Origin of the sequence: Mesorhizobium sp. M0816 (genome assembly GCF_040320005.1) — a bacterium.
Taxonomy (GTDB): Bacteria; Pseudomonadota; Alphaproteobacteria; order Rhizobiales; family Rhizobiaceae; genus Mesorhizobium.
Genome location: NZ_JAMYOT010000039.1, coordinates 29,959 through 47,088 on the forward strand (window position 1 = coordinate 29,959; position 17,130 = coordinate 47,088).

Here is a 17,130-nt window from a genome sequence, read left to right on the forward strand (position 1 = left end):
AAGGATCGCATTCCATGAAGCGCCTCACCGCCGCTGTCATCGGGCTCGGCCTCGGCCGGCTCCATGCCAAAAACTACATGCAAAATCCGGCGGTCGAGCGGGTCGTGGTCTGCGATCCAGATCCGGCGCAACTCGACAGGCTTAGGCACGAACTGCCTGAGCTGGCGGCGTTCCATGCAGACATCGCCACGATGCTGAAGGAGGAACGTCCCGATGTGGTCAGCATCGTCACGCCCGACCATATGCATCGTGGTCATGTAGAAGAGGTGATGGCCTCGGGCCACCACGTGCTATTGACCAAGCCGATCGCCAATTCCCGCGTGGATGCCGAGGCGATCGTCGCCACAGGGCAGGCAAGCGGCAAGCAGTTGATGGTCGCTCACGAAGCGCGTTTCCGGGCTCGTTTCCAGATGCTGCGCCAGCTGGTCGCCGAAGGCTACTTCGGTGACATCATCAGCGTGCGGCTGGACTCGATCTGGGACAAGCGCGACCATTTCGCCCACTCTCCCTGGTATGCCAGCCGGGAAGCAGACCGCTCGGTGCTGACCGGCACCGGCATCCACGAAGTGGACCTGGTGCGCTTCATCGTCGGCCAGCAGGCCTCCCGCGTCTATGCCAGCGGCAACGATTTGGGCGATCTCGATTTTCCTCGGCAGAAAACGGTCGTCGCCACCATTGACTTTAGTGACGGCTGCATCGCCCAGGTGGGAGCCACCTATGTGGCGCGCTGGCCCAAGGCCGGAGAAGTCCCCGACCAGATCAGAATCATCGGCACCAAGGGCATGGTGATCGGCGACCGCTATTCCCATGATGGCGAAGATGAATGGCGCTACCTGCCGACCCCGGGCAATACCATCGAGGATGGCACCAAGGGCTGCGTCGATGCCTTTGTGGATGCCATCGCCAATGACCGGCCGGTGGCGGTTTCCGGCGAAGATGCACTGGCGTCCATGACACTGTGCTTCGCCGCCGACGAATCCGCTGCCTCCGGCCAGCCTGTGCTGATCTCCGACACTGAACCGATGAGGAGGCGTGCATGAGCCGCATACGTCTGACCATGCTCAATTCCATGGCCGGCAGCGATCTGGCTGTCGCCCTTGATCGCCATGTGCAGGAAGGGCTTGGGATATGCGATCTGAAGGACGGCATCTTCGGCAAACGCCTGGAAGACCTATCCCACGATCAGTTGCGTAGTCTGGCCGATGAAATCACGGCGCGGGGCCTCAACACCCATTGCTTGTCCACGTCGCTCGGCGACCACGACCTTGCCCTGGGACGAGAGTGCTGGCGCCAGGTCAATTCCGAAATACTCGACCACGTTCTTTCCGCCGCTGAAATCCTCAAGCCAGCGCTCATCAGGGTGATCGCCGCCAAGGATACATCCCGTCCGCAGGGCGGGGCGCAAAATATGAACCGGGTGCTTGCCCAACATCCGTGGGTGCCTGCCGCCTATGACGAGATCATCGGCCACATCAACGCCGCGGGCTTCGATGTCGTCGTTGAAAACGAAGCCCACGACTGCATCATTACCTCGCCCGAGGATGTGCGCGACCTGTTTGCAACCCTGAAGCCTGGCCATCGTGTAAGCTATACTTGGGACGTGCAGAACATGTGGCAGATGGGTACCCTGCCATCCCGTGAGGTGCTCGACAAGCTGCTGCCGCTGCTCGGAATGCTCCACCTCAAGGGAGGCCGGGCCGGCAGCGATGGCACCCTCAAGGATGCCTCCAGCCTGGCCGACGCCTCCTGGCCGGTTGCCGATATCGTGCGGGCAGCTATCGAGAGCGGCCGGGTCGAGGTGATCTGCATCAATCCGTCGCATGGCACCAGGGCGGCCGGTTTCGACGACTGGGCCGTCGCCCGGGACGACCTGAGGTTCATCCGTGCTGCTGACCAGCGCGTCGCCTGAGCGGGAAAAGCACGATGGTCAAATATCTCATCCGGCGCTTTCTGTTGGCGATACTGACCTGCATCGTTATCTCGCTGCTGAGCTTCATCATCATCCAGCTGCCACCGGGGGATTACGTCACCAGCTATGTGCTGGACCTGACCTCCGCTGGCCAACACATTACGCCCGAGCAGGAAGCGGCCCTGCGTGCCCTTTACGGGTTGGACGAACCGGTCTGGACGCAGTATCTGCTCTGGATCAGCCGCGTAGCTGTCGGCGATTTCGGTATGTCGATGGAATGGCGCAAGCCGATTTCCGAATTGATTGGGGAGCGGCTGCTTCTCACAGCCGTGCTCGCAATCGCCACGCTGCTGCTGACCTGGATATTGGCCCTACCAATCGGTATCTATTCAGCGGTCCGAAAATATTCCATCGGCGATTATGCCGCCACGGTTATCGGCTTCATCGGGCTGGCAGTGCCGAGTTTCCTCAGTGCTCTGGTCATCAGCTACATCGGCTTTGCCTATTTCGGCCTCAACGTTGGCGGCCTGTTCTCGCCCGAATATGCCAATGCGCCCTGGAGCTGGACGCGGCTGTGGGACATGTTGTGCCATCTGCCGCTGCCGGCCGGCATCTTGGCTCTGGCAAGCTGCGGCCCAATCATCCGCATCATGCGGGCCAACCTCCTCGATGAATTGCAGAAGCCTTATCTGGTGACGGCGCTTTCCAAGGGCATGAGCCCGTGGCGCGCCATCATGAAATATCCGGTCAGGATAGCTCTCAATCCCTTCATCAGCACGATCGGCCATACACTGCCCTATGTGGTCTCCGGCACCATCATCGTCTCGCTAGTTTTGGGCCTGCCGACGGTGGGGCCAGTGCTGTACCGGGCACTGATCAGTCAGGACATGTTTGTTGCAGGCACCGTGGTGCTGCTGCTCGGCGTTCTCACGGTGATCGGCACGCTGCTTTCCGACCTGCTGCTCGCCATTACCGATCCCCGGATAAGGATGACATAGGAGCCCGACATGACAGATATCGTGTCTTCCCGAGCCAAGAGTCACGCCGAATCCGTTTATTGTGCCGGCCAATGGACTCTGATGTGGCGGCGCTTCCTCAGGCATCGCCTGGCGGTGCTTGGCGGCGTTGTTGTATTGCTGCTCTACGTGATCTCGGTCGGAGCAGGATTCTTCGCCTATGCCCATCCTGAGGCCGGCTCGGCGAGCCGTTCCTTGATCCCGCCGCAACCTATCGCCCTGTTCAACGAAGGCCGATTCGAACCGCATGTGCTGGGCCTGAAGCGCGTGCGCGATCCGCAAACTTTCCAGCTTGTCTATACTCCCGATCCCGAGAACCGTATCCCTGTGCGAATTTTCGGGGAAGGCTTTGAGTACCACCTCTTCGGCCTTTTCCCAACCAATATTCATCTGATCACGGCCACCGATGAGGCCGGCAACAATGCCCTCAACCTCGCAGGCACCGACGTGCAGGGACGCGATTTCTTCTCCCGCATGGTGTTCGCCACCCGCGTCTCAATGACCATCGGCCTGGTGGGAGTCACCATCAGCCTGCTTCTGGGCGTGACGTTGGGGGCCATATCTGGACTCTATGGCGGCCTCGTCGATGAGACCATCCAGCGCATCATCGACATCCTGAACTCAATTCCGACCATTCCCCTGTGGATGGGTATCGCCGCCTCGGTGCCGCCGGACTGGGAGCCGACGCAGGTCTATTTCGCCGTCACCATCATCATTTCGCTGATCGGCTGGACTGACCTCGCCCGCGTCACGCGCGGACGGTTTCTGGCCATGCGCACCGAGGATTTCGTGACGGCAGCTCGTCTCGACGGGGCATCGGAGCCGCGCGTCATCTTCAAGCACATGGTGCCGTCCTTTCTCAGCCACATTATCGCGGCCACGACACTGGCAGTGCCGGCAATGATCCTCAGCGAAACTGCGCTGAGCTTTCTTGGCCTCGGTCTCAGGCCGCCCGCAATCAGCTGGGGCGTCCTGTTGCAGCAATCGCAGAACGTGCAGGCAATCGCCATGACGCCCTGGCTGCTGTTGGCGGCGCTTCCCGTGATCGTCGCAGTGCTTGCTTTCAATTTCCTCGGAGACGGTATTCGCGATGCAGCAGATCCTTACTCAAGGTAGCCTGAGCGCCCAACTGGTGGCGGCCAAGGCAGACCCGGACTATATCCTCGACGTTCGCGACCTGGCCGTCGACCTCAAGACGGAGGACGGCATCGTCAGTGCCGTGGACGGTTTCAGCCTGAAGCTCAGGCGCGGATTGACCGTCTGCATCGTTGGCGAAAGCGGTTGCGGCAAGAGCATCACCGCCCGCGCCCTCTTACGCTTGCTTCCGGACAATGGCCGGATCATTGCCGGCGAGGCACGGTTCCGGGCCGGCGACGGCAGCACTGTCGATCTGACCCGGGAAGAGGCCAATGGCCTGAGGATGCGCAGCCTGCGTGGTCAGGACCTGGCGCTCATCTTCCAGGAGCCGATGACGTCGCTGTCGCCGATCCATACGATCGGCGACCAGATCACCGAGACGATTCACCTGCATCACCACGTCAGCCATAAGGAAGCGCGCCGTCGCGCCGCCGACATGCTGGCCCGGGTGGGTATTCCACGTGCCGAGACGCGGCTGGATTCTTATACATTCCAGCTTTCCGGCGGCATGCGCCAGAGGGCGATGATCGCCATGGCCCTGATTAACCGTCCGCAATTCCTCATTGCCGACGAGCCGACAACGGCCCTCGACGTTACCACCCAGGCACAGATTCTCGATCTCCTGCGTAAACTGCGGGCCGACTACGGCATGAGCATGATGTTCATCACCCACGATTTGGGCGTGGTGGCGGAAATGGCCGACGAGGTAGTGGTGATGTATCTGGGCGCGGTGGTCGAACGCGCGAACGTGCGGGATTTCTTCCATTCCCCGCAACATCCCTATTCTCAGGCCTTGCTGCGCTCCACGCCACGGCCGGATGGCGGGCTTGGGCGGCTGGAGTCCATTCAGGGCACGGTTCCCGATCCGCTCAACCGCCCACTCGGATGCGGCTTCAACCCTCGTTGCCAATTGTGCATCCGAGGCCTGTGCGACGTCGAGGAGCCACCGACAGTATCGCTTGCCAATGGCACCGATGTAAAATGCTGGCTCTACGCTCCCGAACGAGCCGGAGTGCCGCTGACTGGGCAGCCGGCCAAAATAGATAGTCTGCGGCGGATAGCGAATAAAGCGCCTGATCCGGTTCAGGTTGGCGGGACGATCATCGAGGTCAAAGACCTCAAGATGCATTTCGGCATTGGCAAGGGGTGGCTGCGCCGTCCCGTCGGCGCCGTCCGGGCGGTGGATGGCATCGATCTCGACATCCGCGAGGGCGAAACGCTCGGCATTGTCGGCGAAAGCGGCTCGGGCAAGACGACGCTGGGCAAGAGTATCATCCGCATTTACGAGCCGACTGGCGGCGCGGTGAATTTCCACCGGCGCGACGGTTCCGTGGTCGATCTGGCTCACCTCAAGTCCCGGGACCTAAAGGCCTCACGCCGCGATATTCGGATGATTTTTCAGGACCCTTATTCTTCACTCAATCCGCGCGCCACCGTGGGCAATATCATCGCTGAGCCGCTGCTGGTCAACAAGATCCTGTCCGGAGAGGCGCTCGAGGCACGGGTCTGCGAGCTGCTGGAGCGGGTCGGGCTGCGGGCAGAATATCGGCATCGCTATCCTCATGCCCTTTCCGGCGGCCAGCGCCAGCGCATTGGCATTGCCCGCGCCCTGGCCCTGGAGCCGCGCATCATCATCTGCGACGAGGCGGTATCGGCGCTCGATGTATCCGTGCAGGCGCAGATTCTCAACCTGCTCGACGACCTTCAGAAGGAATTCGGCTTTACCTATTTGTTCATCGCTCATGACCTTAGCGTTGTGCGGCAGATCTGCAATCGCACCGCCGTCATGTATCTGGGGCGGGCAATCGAGATCGGCGAGACAGACCGCCTTTTCGAGCGGCCGATGCATCCCTACACAGAAGCGCTGCTCAGCGCCGTGCCTGTGCCGGACCCCGATGCCAATGTGAAGGAACACCGGATCGTACTGATGGGCGAAATTCCCGATCCGTCGAACTCGCCCAGCGGGTGCCCGTTCCATACCCGCTGCCGCTATTCCGACGAAACAAGATGCGTCACCGAAGTGCCTGTTCTGGCGCTTCAGAAGGACGGTCGCAAGGCTGCTTGTCACTATGCCGAGACCCTCGAATTACGCGGCCAGCGTAGTCACGGTGAGCTGTTCATGAAGCTACCGCGCTGATCTGATGCGTGAACTTGCAAGAAAAGAGCAGATGGTGTGATCGATCGATCCAGGACGCGTGATACTCCGTTCCCGGCAATGGCCTTCGTAGGTCGCGTCCCTGTTTGGAACACGCGTCGCGGAAACATCTTGGCCAGCGGTTATTTGTGACCGCACACAAAGGCCGGACATATGAGCGCAAGCGATCCGATCAAATCATTGCTCAATTCTTGCAAAGAGGGGGCCAATGGTATGGACCCCGCCCTCGCGGCGAGGTGGAATCTCGAACGTCAACTGCGATGAAGGAGGATGCCATGCAGGTCGTTCGGATAGGTCTGGATTTGGCGAAGTATGTCTTCGAGGTTCACGGCGTCGACAACCACGGGAATGTCGTTGTGCGAAAGAGGCTGCGTCGCGATGCGGTGGCCCGCTTCTTCGCCAATTTGCCGGCGTGTCTGGTCGGCATGGAGGCTTCGAATGGGGCGCACTATTGGGCTCGCGTGCTCACTGAGCTTGGCCATCAGGTGCGGCTGATCAGCCCTCAGTTCGTGACGCCATACGTCAAGTCAAACAAGAACGACCGGAACGATGCAGAAGCCATCTGCGAAGCGGTCGGCCGGCCGTCAATGCGCTTCGTTCCGCCGAAATCCGTTGAACAGTTGGCCGTGCAGGCCGTCCATCGGATTCGCCGTCGCCTCGTATCGGATCGGGTTAAGCTGGTGAACCAGGTGCGCGGTCTTCTTGCCGAGCACGGCATCGTCATCCCGAGGGACATCATCCAGTTGCGACGTGGCCTCGCCGAGGTCATCGCAGGCTGCGATGACGGCCTCAGCGAGCTGGTGCGTTCTCTCATGAGGGATCTGCGGGAGGAATTGGCTGAACTGGATCGGCGAATTGCATCCTACGATCGCCGGATACGGGAAATCTTCCGCAACAGCGAGCCGTACCAACGCCTCGGCAAGATCGAAGGCATTGGGCCGATAACGGCGACGGCATTGATTGCAGCTGTCGGTGACAGAACCTGCTTCAAGAACGATCGCCAGTTCGCGGCGTGGCTGGGCCTTGTGCCGAAGCAGCGATCAAGTGGAGGACGGGCCCGACTGTTCGGCATCAGCAAACGCGGCGACCGTTATTTGCGCACGCTGATGATCCATGGCGCTCGCGCCGCTCTGGGTCGCGCCGGCGGCAAACAGGATCCGCGAAGCCTCTGGCTCGGCAAGTTGCGGCAACGGCGCCATCCCAATGTCGCGGCGGTCGCGCTCGCCAACAAGAATGCGAGGATCGTCTGGTCGATGCTCTCGGGTAATGCTGCCTATCAACCGGACCTGTCGGTGAAAGCAGCCTGACGGTCCCTGGAGAGCGAGAAGGAGGTCCCACCTCGGCAATTGCAGCAAAATGGCAGGAGATGGCGAAACCGTCACCCCGTCGCTTCCAGAACCTGGTGTGTGGACCGGCACGGCTTCGGCCGATGTCTGGGGGCCGTTGAGGTGGAAGCGGGCGAAAACCCATCGAGGCTCGCGGCCATGGCACGGTGGTGACGTTGCAATCACCGATTCCCGTGGAAAGGGAAGTGCCATGACCAATCGAGAAGTTAGACTGAGCAGGGGTGGGTTGAAAGCGTTGCTGTTGTCGGATGAGGACGGCTTTCGCAAGGTATTGCAGACTGTGGTGCAGGAGGCTTTGGAAGCCGAGATGACGGAGGCGATCGGGGCCGAGAAAGGCGAGCGGACGACGGAGCGGGTTAGTTACCGGTCCGGCTATTACGAACGCAAGCTTGTGACGCGGGTTGGCGTGCTGGAGCTTCGGGTTCCGCAAGATCGGGCCGGCCGGTTCTCGACGGAGTTGTTTGAGCGTTATCAGCGCTCGGAGAAGGCATTGGTGTCGGCGCTGGTCGAGATGTACGTGCAAGGTGTGTCGACCCGGAAGGTCAAGGCGATCACCGAGGAGCTGTGCGGCCATTCCTTCTCGGCCTCGACGGTGAGCCAGGCAACGGCGCGGCTGGATGAGGCGCTGAAGGCATTCTATGAGCGGCGGCTTGCCGAACCTTATCCCTATCTCATTTTGGACGCGCGCTACGAGCGGGCGCGCGAGGCCGGCGTGATCGCCAGCCAGGCGGTCTTGGTGGCGATCGGGGTCGACTGGGAGGGCCGGCGCCAGGTGCTCGGTGTCGAGCTGGCCAACCGTGAAAGCCATTCGAGCTGGCGCGAGTTCGTGGCAGGGCTCAAGCAGCGCGGGCTCGCCGGCGTGGAATTCGTCGTCTCCGACGACCATCCGGGGCTCAGGGCAGCGATCCGGGAAGTCCTGCCTGAAGCAGTCTGGCAGCGCTGTTACGTGCACTTCCTCAGAAACGCGCTCGATTATGTGCCGCGCAAGGTCGATGACGACTGCCTGATGGAGCTCAGATGGTTCTATGACCGGCGCGACCTAGCCGAGGTCAAGCGCGACCTGGCGCAGTGGATCGCCAAATGGCAGGCCAAATACCCGAAATTAGTGAACTGGGTAGAGGACAATATCGAGGAGACGCTGAGTTTCTATCGGCTGCCGCTTGCCCATCACAAGCACATGAAGTCGACGAACATGCTGGAGCGGCTGAACCAGGAGATCAAGCGGCGTACCCTGGTCGTCCGCATCTTCCCCAGTCAGCAGAGCTGTCTGCGGCTGGTTCGGGCACTGGCGGTGGAGATCCACGAGAACTGGCTCGAGGCGACCCGCTACCTCAATATGGATCATTTGCGCGAGCACAAGAAGGAGAGCCTGAGGGCATTGGCCGCCTGAGACGCGGCCGCCATGTCCGCCGCTCCGCTAAACACGGGGGCTGCGCGGCGGACACGCCAACGTCACAGCTACTGCCACCCCACTTTTGCAGAACTTGACGCACACAACTCGCGGATCCGTAGGTGTCGCGTCGCCCGCCGGCTCCCGATTGTTCAAGGAAGGGAGCCAATGAGACGTGTGATTGGAATGGACATCCACCGCACTTTTGCGGAAGTGGTTTTCTGGGAAGATGGCCGGCTGCGCCACCACGGACGGATCGACATGACCCGCTCCGGTTTGGAAGGGTTCGGCCGCAGCCTGGTTGCAACTGACGAGGTCGTTGTCGAGGCGACCGGCAATGTCATGGCGGTGGTGCGCGTGCTTTCGCCCTTCGTCGGCCGGGTGATTGTCGCCAATCCATGCAGGTGAAGGCGATCGCCCATGCCAGGATAAGACCGACAAGATCGATGCCGGCGTTCTGGCGCAGCTCCATGCCAGCGGCTTTCTGCCGGAGGTCTGGGTATCTGACGAGCGGACCGAGCGGCTTCGCCGCCTCGTCGCGTGGCGCAACCAGGTAGTTCGGCATCGCACGCGCGTGAAGAACGAGGTGCATGGCATCCTGCAGGCGCACCTCGTGCCGAAGTGCCCGCATGCCGATCTGTTCAACAATCGCGGCCGCGCCTGGCTTGAGCGGCAGGTGCTTCCCGACGACGAACGGGCCGCGATCGCCAGACATATCCGTGAGATCGATCGCCTGGCCGAGGATCTGGCAGACCTTGATCGTGATATCGCCAGGGATGCGATTGACGATCCGCAGGTCGGTCGGCTTCAGACGATCACCGGCGTCAATGCCGTCGTGGCCACCGGGATCATTGCGGCGATCGGGGATATCCACCGGTTCGGCGAACCGCAGAAGCTGGTGAGCTACTTCGGCCTCAATCCGCGCGTCCGGCAATCCGGTCTTGGCATCGCCCAGTATGGCCGGATCAGCAAGCACGGGCGTTCCCACGCACGTGCCATGCTGGTCGAGGCCGCCTGGGCGGCGGCGAAGGTGCCCGGACCGCTCAGAGCCTTCTTCCTGCGCATCCGCAACAAGCGCGGTCATCAGGTTGCGGCGGTCGCGGTCGCCCGCAAGCTCGCCGTGCTGATCTGGCACATGCTGACGAAGCAGGAGAACTATCTGTGGGTGAGGCCTGCGTTGGTGGCGGCGAAGCAGCGACAACTCGCCCTCAAGGCCGGCGCGCCCAACGAACGCGGTGTTGGTCGTCGCGGTTCAGCCTACGCCTACAATGTCAAGGAATTGCGCAACCGGGAGAAGGCTGCGGCCGAGCATGCTGAGCGTGCCTATGAGCTGATGGTCCGCCAGTGGCGACAGCGAGGGCCGAAGCGGCGCACGGACGCCACAAAGGAGGAACGGCTATGAAGGCAGCGCGGCGGCGCTTTCATCCTCAGGCGCCGCTCTTTGCCACGTGGTCGTCCGTGCTGGGAGAATTTAGCACATGAGCTGACAAAGCGCTTGTCGATGTCATCCGTGGTGTAGATGATCCGCCGCACGCTTTCGGGATAGGCGAAGAATGGGACGACTTGGCTCCAGTTGCGCCGCCAGCTTTGCGTGATCGCCGGATATCGCTGCCCCAGGTAGCCGGCCTCGAAGTCCTCAAGTGCCTTCATGCCGGCTTCGGCGTCCTTGGCCCGGTAGATCGCGCGCAGCGCCGGCACGACGGGCTTGCGGTCCTTCCAGGACACGAACTCCAGGGAATGGCGGATCAGGTGCACGATGGGCCTGTTGAAGAAGTGCTTTTTTGCCCGGCAATTTCGGGCTCCGAGCCGGTGGCGATCAACCTGTACAACGACGCGTCATACCGCGGCGAGCCTCTGAAATTTGATGCTGACCGCCGAATTGCTGATGAGCAGAAGCAGGAAGCCGTAGAGTGCGACGGCCAGCCGCTTCAGATTAATGGCCGCAGCGGTCAGGAAGGCCTGGATGCGCATATTGTCCAGTCCTCGGCGCACCGCGCGGGCGAGGCCGTGCCATGTCTTGGCTTCGCCATGCACGCCCTCGACCCGCCAGCGATGACGCTGATAGAGATCTTTTTCCTTTCGACCCCATCCGAGCCGCTTGCGCCGCGCCCTCAGCAATGAAGGATGATCGACGTTGAACACGACGACGCGGGCGTGGCGCGACGGACTAACGCAGCGTTCCCGTAGCGGACATGCGCGACAATCCTTGCCGCGTGCCTGGAAATGTTGGAATGAGCCCTTTTGCAGCTTGCCTTTTGGCCGCTGGATTTTTCCTCGCGGACAGCGCGCCAGATTATGCAGGGCGTCGAACTTGAAGCGGCGCGTCGGAATGACCTTTCCAGGACGTGGCTCGGCCTTGGCCGGAACGATGGCCTCTATGCCGCGATCCTCCAGTGCCCTAAACACCTTGGCATATGCATAGCCGGCGTCCATCGTCGCCGTAGCGATGGCCGAACCCGTCGTCTCGGCAATAGCGTTGAGACGCTCCTCTACAGCCATGCCCTCGTTCTGTTCACCTGTCGCTACCTCAACGTCGACAATGACGCCGCACTGGTCGTCGACCGCCGTATGTTGCTTGTAGGCCGGCTCCAGTCGGCGGTTGCGCGCGTTGGTCGCCATCGTGGCGTCGGGGTCGGTTACGCACACCTTCTTGAACTTGCCGGTCTGCCGGCTGGCGCGGAGCGCTTCGATCTCTGCGTCGTTGATCTCGGCCACCGCCTCGACATGCCGAACCGCCAGGCTGTCCCAACTGACGTCGGCGCGGATCAGTGAAGCGTCGATATGAACGATCTCGCCTTTGGCGATCTTCGCCGTAATGCAGGCATGAACTGTGCGCTGGAAAATGCGCCGGAAGCGTTCCGCGCCCGAGCGCTGCCGTATCCGGGTCAGGCTCGAATGATCGGGCAGCGTCTCATGCAGGCCGTAGCCGATGAACCAGCGGATCGCGACATTCACCTGCGCCTCCCGCATCAGCCGGCGGTCGTGCACGATCCCGAGCAGAAAGCCGGCAAGCATAAGGCGCACCGCCACCTCGGGATCAATGCCAGGCCGACTGTTATCGGCACAGTAAAAGTCAGCTACCTCCTCGCGCAGCCAATCCAAATCGAGAACGCGATCGACGCGGGCCAGAATGTGATCGTCGGGAACCAATTGCCGCAATGACCCCGTCATGAACAGCTCGAGCTGATCCCGCTCCTTTCGTCCCAGCATCGCCAGCTCCCGAGAATCAACGGCAGCTCGATTGAATCAGCGTGACGGCACTTCTTCAACACGCCTACGATGCAGGTCTGGACGACGGTTTAGGGAAAGACGGCGTTGATCGCCTCGGGAAAGCCCTTCAGTCCGTCGACGACCGCGATCAGGATATCGCCGACGCCGCGGCTCTTCAGCTCGTTCATGACCGCAGCCAGAACTTGGCGCCCTCGGTCTGCTCGATCCAGATGCCAAGAATCTCCTTCGTGCCATCGGGCAGGATGCCGAGCGCAATGTATACGGCCTTGTTCCTGACGAAGCCCTCGTCCCTGATCTTGACCCGGATCGCGTCGAAAAAGACGAGCGGCTAGCAGATGTCGAGCGGCCGGTTCTGCCATTCGGCAACCTCCTCCAGGACGGCATCGGTGACAGCCGAGATCAGGTCCGGCGATACGTCGATACCATAGAGTTCTTCCAGGTGGCCGCCGATCTCGCGCACCGTCATGCCGCGCGCATACATGGAGATGATCTTGTCGTCGAAGTCTGGGAAGCGGCGCTGATATTTGGCGATCAGCTTCGGATCGAAGGTTCCGGCACGGTCGCGCGGGATCCTCAGCGCCATCTTCGATGTGCCCGTCAGCACCGACTTCCGCGAATGGCCGTTGCGACGATTGACGTTCCCCTCGGTGCTCTCGTCCTCAAGGTGCTCGTCGAGCTCGGCGCTCAAAATGCGCTCCGAAAGCGCCTTCTTCAGGTCGTCAAGCAGACCCTCCTTGGCGAAAACCTCGTTCGGATCACGACCGGCAAGCAGCTGGTCCAGAAGTTCTTTCTCGATAGCCATGTGATGATTCTCTCCTTTCCATCATCATGGCCTCGCGCACAGAATTCCTGACAGTCCCAGATTACATTGAGGCACCCACGTCCCGAACGCTAACATGCGGCGACCCAGTGTTAACCGCGAAGTGAACCACAGAGCCGGCAGGAACATGGATACGCTGAAAAGGAGCTTGCAATCAGCTCCGCGATCAGAGAACCCCATCTCAGAGCACGAGGTGAGCGACCCTACCAATTCTCGTAGGCGATTGCGGGGCTCAGGTCGGTTAAAAGCTCCTTGACGCTATCCATGGAATGGGCCTCGTCTGGGAGGCTGGCAGGAAGGGCCTATGGCAAGAGAGAACCACTTTGCCAATGGAAGGACGTTGTCGCTCTTGCTGGAGCGGACTTTGCTGGCTCTGTCCGCCGTAACCACAGCAATCCTTTTCGCTTGGTTGCTATACTACAGCAGTTACGGTCTCAATCTCCAAGATGAAGGTTTCCACCTCAACTTCATCGCGAACCCATTCCCCTACGCAATCAATTCTCCGCCGTCCCTTTTCGGCTTCGTCTACCACTGGCCGTATCAGCGGGTGGAGGGCGATATTGCAGTGCTTCGCATGGCGAACGTCACGCTTACGATGGCGCTGGGCTGGATTCTCAGCTTCCTTGTGATCCGGCGCCTCTGGACAGTGGGCTGGCTGCAGGCGGCGGTGCTATCGGCAGGGATCGGCAGCATGGCATCCCTCGTCTTTCTCGATTGGACGCTCACTCCCAGCTACTACACGCTGGCCTTTCAATCGCTTTTGATCGTGACGAGCGGCTTGCTACTAGCAGACCGGCCAAGGCGCATGCGCCAAGTTTTGGGGTGGATCCTGGTCGGCGTTGGCGGCTGGTGCTGTTTCATGGCCAAGCCGACCACCGCTGCGGCCATTGCCCTCCTCGTTTTGCTCTATGTCGTCGTTTTGCGCCGAAAGTCGCTGCTGCCCATGCTCGGCGCGACGCTGATCGCTCTCGCTCTACTGATTATGACGGCCTACCTGATCGACGGCGGCGTCACCGGGCTGTTGACCCGTATGGTTAGGAGCGCTGAGATGGAAATCCTGCTGGGTAACGGACACGAGGTGTTTCGCGCGTTTCGGATCGACTGGCTTGCCACCAGTCGCTCGCAAGTCGCTATCGCTGTGTTACTGGCGATGGCTCTTCTGCTTAGCATTCTCATGGGGTCTGCGGACAAGTTGCTCCCGTCGCTGGCGCTCGCTGCGGTGTTGATCGTAACAACAGCGATTACGCTGCTGGGGATCGATCCAATCAGCATCCAGCTCTCGACCCTGTTCCTGGTGCCGGCCTTCACATGCCTTGGCGCGATGCTCTATCATAAGGGATTGGTTCTGCGCACCCAGCCTGCCACCAGCATCGCTCTAGCGTTAACCTTTTTGGTCCTGCCGCACGTGTTCGCACTGGGCTCCAATGTCAATTACTGGGACCTTGGCGCGTGCGCCGCCTTGTTCTGGATGCTCGCAGTCATTGCTTTTCTGAGCCCTCTTGCGCAACAGGGACGCAGCCTCGCCACCCTACTGCCCCTGACTGTGTTGGCACAGTTGCTCACTGCATCAGTTGTGAATGACAGAATCCTCAACCCGTTCCTTCAGGTGAAAGATTTGCGCGCTTATACCGCTGTCATGACCATGCCGCGTGGTGGAAAATTGGTGCTCTCGGAATCCTTCCACCACTATCTGGCCACAGCCAGAGCCCAGGCTCGTGCGGCCGGCCTTGAAGTTGGTACCCCGGTGGTCGATCTCACTGGCGGCTCGCCGGGCCTGCTGTATGTGCTCGAGATGCGAGCACTCGGTCTTCCCTGGCTGATCGGAGGAAAGCCCGGCAGTAGCGCGGTGGCGGTGGAAACGCTCGGACTTGAGAACTGCGCCGATCTAGCCAAAGCGTGGGTACTGATTCAGCCAGAGCGCCAGCGGCATCTTGACCAAGCGGGTGTTATGGCCTCCTTTGGAGCTGGGCAGGCGGACTACGTCGCCGCCGCTACGTTCGACCCCCCCGTCCTTGACGGGAATTATCGGTATGGTCGGCAGTTTCTGTTGAAGCCCGTACGCTCCGCCGCGCCGGCGGAGCAATCCTGCCGTGAAGCCAGGCGACAACGGCCAGATGGCCAGAAATGGAGCCAAGAATGAAAGCTGTAATCCTCGCCGGTGGCCTTGGAACCTGAATCTCCGAGGAAACCCACATTGGCGCACGCCCATGGTCGAGATCGGCGGCAGCTGATTCTGTTGCACATCCTTAAAATCTACTCGCACTATGGCATCAACGGTCTCGTCATCTGAAGGGCTGTCTGGTCAAGGATGACCTCGAATTTGTTCAGTCGCTTCTACGCGCTAGAAAGGTACCTGATGCTTCTTGCCGGGTTAATTTCCGGAACTTTGCAGGGGTTTCTAGCTACAACACTCTACTTGCATAGCCCGACAAGAGGACACCTTGACCCCTTCATCATTCGCACTAATCTTTTTTAGCGTAAGCATGAATGCACTAGCTCAAATTGCTTTGCGTATGGCTATGCTGACGCTTGGCACCTTACCGTCTATAGGCCAGCCAATAACATTGCTTTGGACAGTTTTGAGCAATTTCTATCTGTGGACCGGCCTGTCCTGTTATGCAATCAGCGTCCTATTGTGGCTGGCTGTACTCTCAAGCAATCAAGTTAGCGTTGCGTATCCAATGCTATCGATTGGGTATGTAATTGCAGTCCTCTTCAGCTTCCTTCTACTCGGCGAAGCAATACCGCTTGCAAGACTGGTTGGCATCGCGTTGATTTGCCTCGGCACCGTCTTAATTAGTCGGACGGCGTAGCCCGATGCGACACGTCATTACCGGAGGGGCAGGTTTTACTGGAACGTACATGGCATCCGCTCTCGCCCGGCGGGGAGAGAAGGTCGTCATATTTGATCTCGATGAGCCACTAGCGACCAACAACTCGGTAGCTTTCGTAAGAGGTGACGTACGGCAGCATCGAGACCTGAGGAAGCTTCATCTCCAGCGCGATGATGTGGTCTATCATCTTGCAGCACGTCAATTTCACCGTGGTGTACCCCATAGAAATCGAGACGAATGGTTTGCTGACGTGAACGTGAATGGCACCCGCTGCCTGCTGGACGCAATCTCGGCGGGCTCCACGCAACGACTTGTTTTTTTTTCCACGGACATGACCTACGGAAAACCAGATCACACACCGGTCAATCCGACTGATATGCAACGTCCGATCGGGCCGTACGGTAGGAGCAAGGTCGGAGCGGAGCGGCTTTTGATGCAAGCGTGTAGGGAGTTCGGCCTCCATGCGACCATATTTCGTCCAAGACTTATCGCTGGTGCCGGGCGCCTTGGAATATTGACGAAGCTCTTTCGACTGATTAGAGCAGGCTTGCCTATCCCGCTAATAGGCACTGGCAAAAACCGCTATCAAATGATTGCCGTTGAGGATTGCGTCTCTGCTGCGCTGGCGGCCGTAGAAAGAAATTGCCCGCTTGGTCCATTTCATCTCGGCTCCTGCGAACCGCCCACTGTCAAAGAGCTTCTCCGAGAACTGGTCCGGCGAGCCAGCTCAAGATCGATCCTTCTTCCCATACCGGCGGTTATTCTGAAGCCCGCTCTTTCATTGCTTGATAGAGCGGCCTTGACACTACTTTATCCAGAGCAGTTCGCTATTGCGAATATTGATTACGTTCTCAACACGGGGGGCACGACGGAATATTTGGGCTGGACGGCATCGAAAAGCGATATGGATATCATTTTTGAGGCGTACACGGGATTTTTGAAATCCTCGTAAGCCGTGCCAAGGGGAGCTGGCGCCACGTGACTTACTTTGCCTCGAACCTTGCCTCTCGTCCCGCCACAACAACCGGAGTCCTGGATGAACCTTCGGTCTGGCTGGCTGCGAGGGACAATTTTTGCGACCGCGCTGGGCTTCGTCGCGCCACCGGTCGACCTGCCCGGACTGCCCTTGCGGCGCGGCCGCGCCGCCCGCGACTGGATCGACGCGCAGTTGCGCCAGTGCGTCCGCGCCGCGCGCGCGCTGGCCGGGCGCACCGGGCTGATCCACGACATGGTGAGCGCCTTCGACCGCAGCGACGATGCGCTCTCCGACGACGTCCTGGTCGCCAATATCC

Annotated in this window: 11 protein-coding genes and 4 pseudogenes; 12 read left to right on the top strand and 3 right to left on the bottom strand. The window is 60.4% G+C overall.

All coding sequences use genetic code 11. From position 1 onward, the window contains the following. The first annotated feature begins 14 nt into the window (after positions 1-14). From NKI17_RS32680 to NKI17_RS32715, 8 genes and pseudogenes are all read left to right on the top strand, one after another. Positions 15-1,040 (top strand): Gfo/Idh/MocA family protein, encoded by a 1,026-nt coding sequence (locus NKI17_RS32680; protein ID WP_352907447.1) that lies wholly within the window; start codon positions 15-17, stop codon positions 1,038-1,040. Between the two features lie 29 nt (positions 1,041-1,069). Beyond that, complete coding sequence (locus NKI17_RS32685; protein WP_352907448.1) at positions 1,070-1,909, top strand: hypothetical protein; 840 nt, start codon at positions 1,070-1,072, stop codon at positions 1,907-1,909. A gap of 14 nt (positions 1,910-1,923) precedes the next feature. Next, a complete protein-coding gene (locus NKI17_RS32690) occupies positions 1,924-2,907 on the top strand; it encodes an ABC transporter permease (protein ID WP_352907449.1) in 984 nt (327 codons plus the stop codon). A gap of 9 nt (positions 2,908-2,916) precedes the next feature. Then, positions 2,917-4,041 carry an ABC transporter permease gene (locus tag NKI17_RS32695; RefSeq protein WP_352907450.1) on the top strand — a complete coding sequence of 375 codons (1,125 nt, stop codon included), beginning with the start codon at positions 2,917-2,919 and terminating at the stop codon, positions 4,039-4,041. A gap of 16 nt (positions 4,042-4,057) precedes the next feature. Beyond that, positions 4,058-6,199, top strand: coding sequence for an ABC transporter ATP-binding protein (locus tag NKI17_RS32700; protein WP_352907457.1), 2,142 nt, complete (start codon positions 4,058-4,060; stop codon positions 6,197-6,199). Positions 6,200-6,492: 293 nt separating this feature from the next. Continuing rightward, positions 6,493-7,524 carry an IS110 family RNA-guided transposase gene (locus NKI17_RS32705; protein ID WP_352907451.1) on the top strand — a complete coding sequence of 344 codons (1,032 nt, stop codon included), beginning with the start codon at positions 6,493-6,495 and terminating at the stop codon, positions 7,522-7,524. Between the two features lie 229 nt (positions 7,525-7,753). Then, on the top strand, positions 7,754-8,953 hold the full coding sequence (locus tag NKI17_RS32710) for an IS256 family transposase (RefSeq protein WP_352907452.1): 1,200 nt from the start codon (positions 7,754-7,756) through the stop codon (positions 8,951-8,953). Between the two features lie 186 nt (positions 8,954-9,139). Continuing rightward, a pseudogene (locus NKI17_RS32715) lies at positions 9,140-10,355 on the top strand (IS110 family RNA-guided transposase). A gap of 95 nt (positions 10,356-10,450) precedes the next feature. On the opposite strand, the pseudogene NKI17_RS32720 reads toward NKI17_RS32715, so the two are convergent. The 3 genes and pseudogenes from NKI17_RS32720 to NKI17_RS32730 all read right to left on the bottom strand — a co-directional run. Further along, positions 10,451-10,711: pseudogene (locus NKI17_RS32720) on the bottom strand (transposase); the annotation flags it as partial. Positions 10,712-10,789: 78 nt separating this feature from the next. Beyond that, positions 10,790-12,163 carry a transposase gene (locus NKI17_RS32725; protein ID WP_502894682.1) on the bottom strand — a complete coding sequence of 458 codons (1,374 nt, stop codon included), beginning with the start codon at positions 12,161-12,163 and terminating at the stop codon, positions 10,790-10,792. Between the two features lie 92 nt (positions 12,164-12,255). Then, positions 12,256-12,986, bottom strand: a pseudogene (locus NKI17_RS32730) (IS256 family transposase); the annotation flags it as partial. A gap of 322 nt (positions 12,987-13,308) precedes the next feature. Between NKI17_RS32730 and NKI17_RS32735 the strand changes: the two are divergent. The 4 genes and pseudogenes from NKI17_RS32735 to NKI17_RS32750 all read left to right on the top strand — a co-directional run. Then, positions 13,309-15,144, top strand: a complete 1,836-nt coding sequence (locus tag NKI17_RS32735; RefSeq protein WP_352907453.1) for a hypothetical protein — start codon at positions 13,309-13,311, stop codon at positions 15,142-15,144. 343 nt (positions 15,145-15,487) lie between these two features. After that, positions 15,488-15,817, top strand: coding sequence for an EamA family transporter (locus NKI17_RS32740; RefSeq protein ID WP_502894683.1), 330 nt, complete (start codon positions 15,488-15,490; stop codon positions 15,815-15,817). Between the two features lie 4 nt (positions 15,818-15,821). Continuing rightward, complete coding sequence (locus tag NKI17_RS32745; protein ID WP_352907454.1) at positions 15,822-16,790, top strand: NAD-dependent epimerase/dehydratase family protein; 969 nt, start codon at positions 15,822-15,824, stop codon at positions 16,788-16,790. Positions 16,791-16,931: 141 nt separating this feature from the next. Further along, positions 16,932-17,130 (top strand): annotated as a pseudogene (locus NKI17_RS32750) (cytochrome P450); the annotation flags it as partial.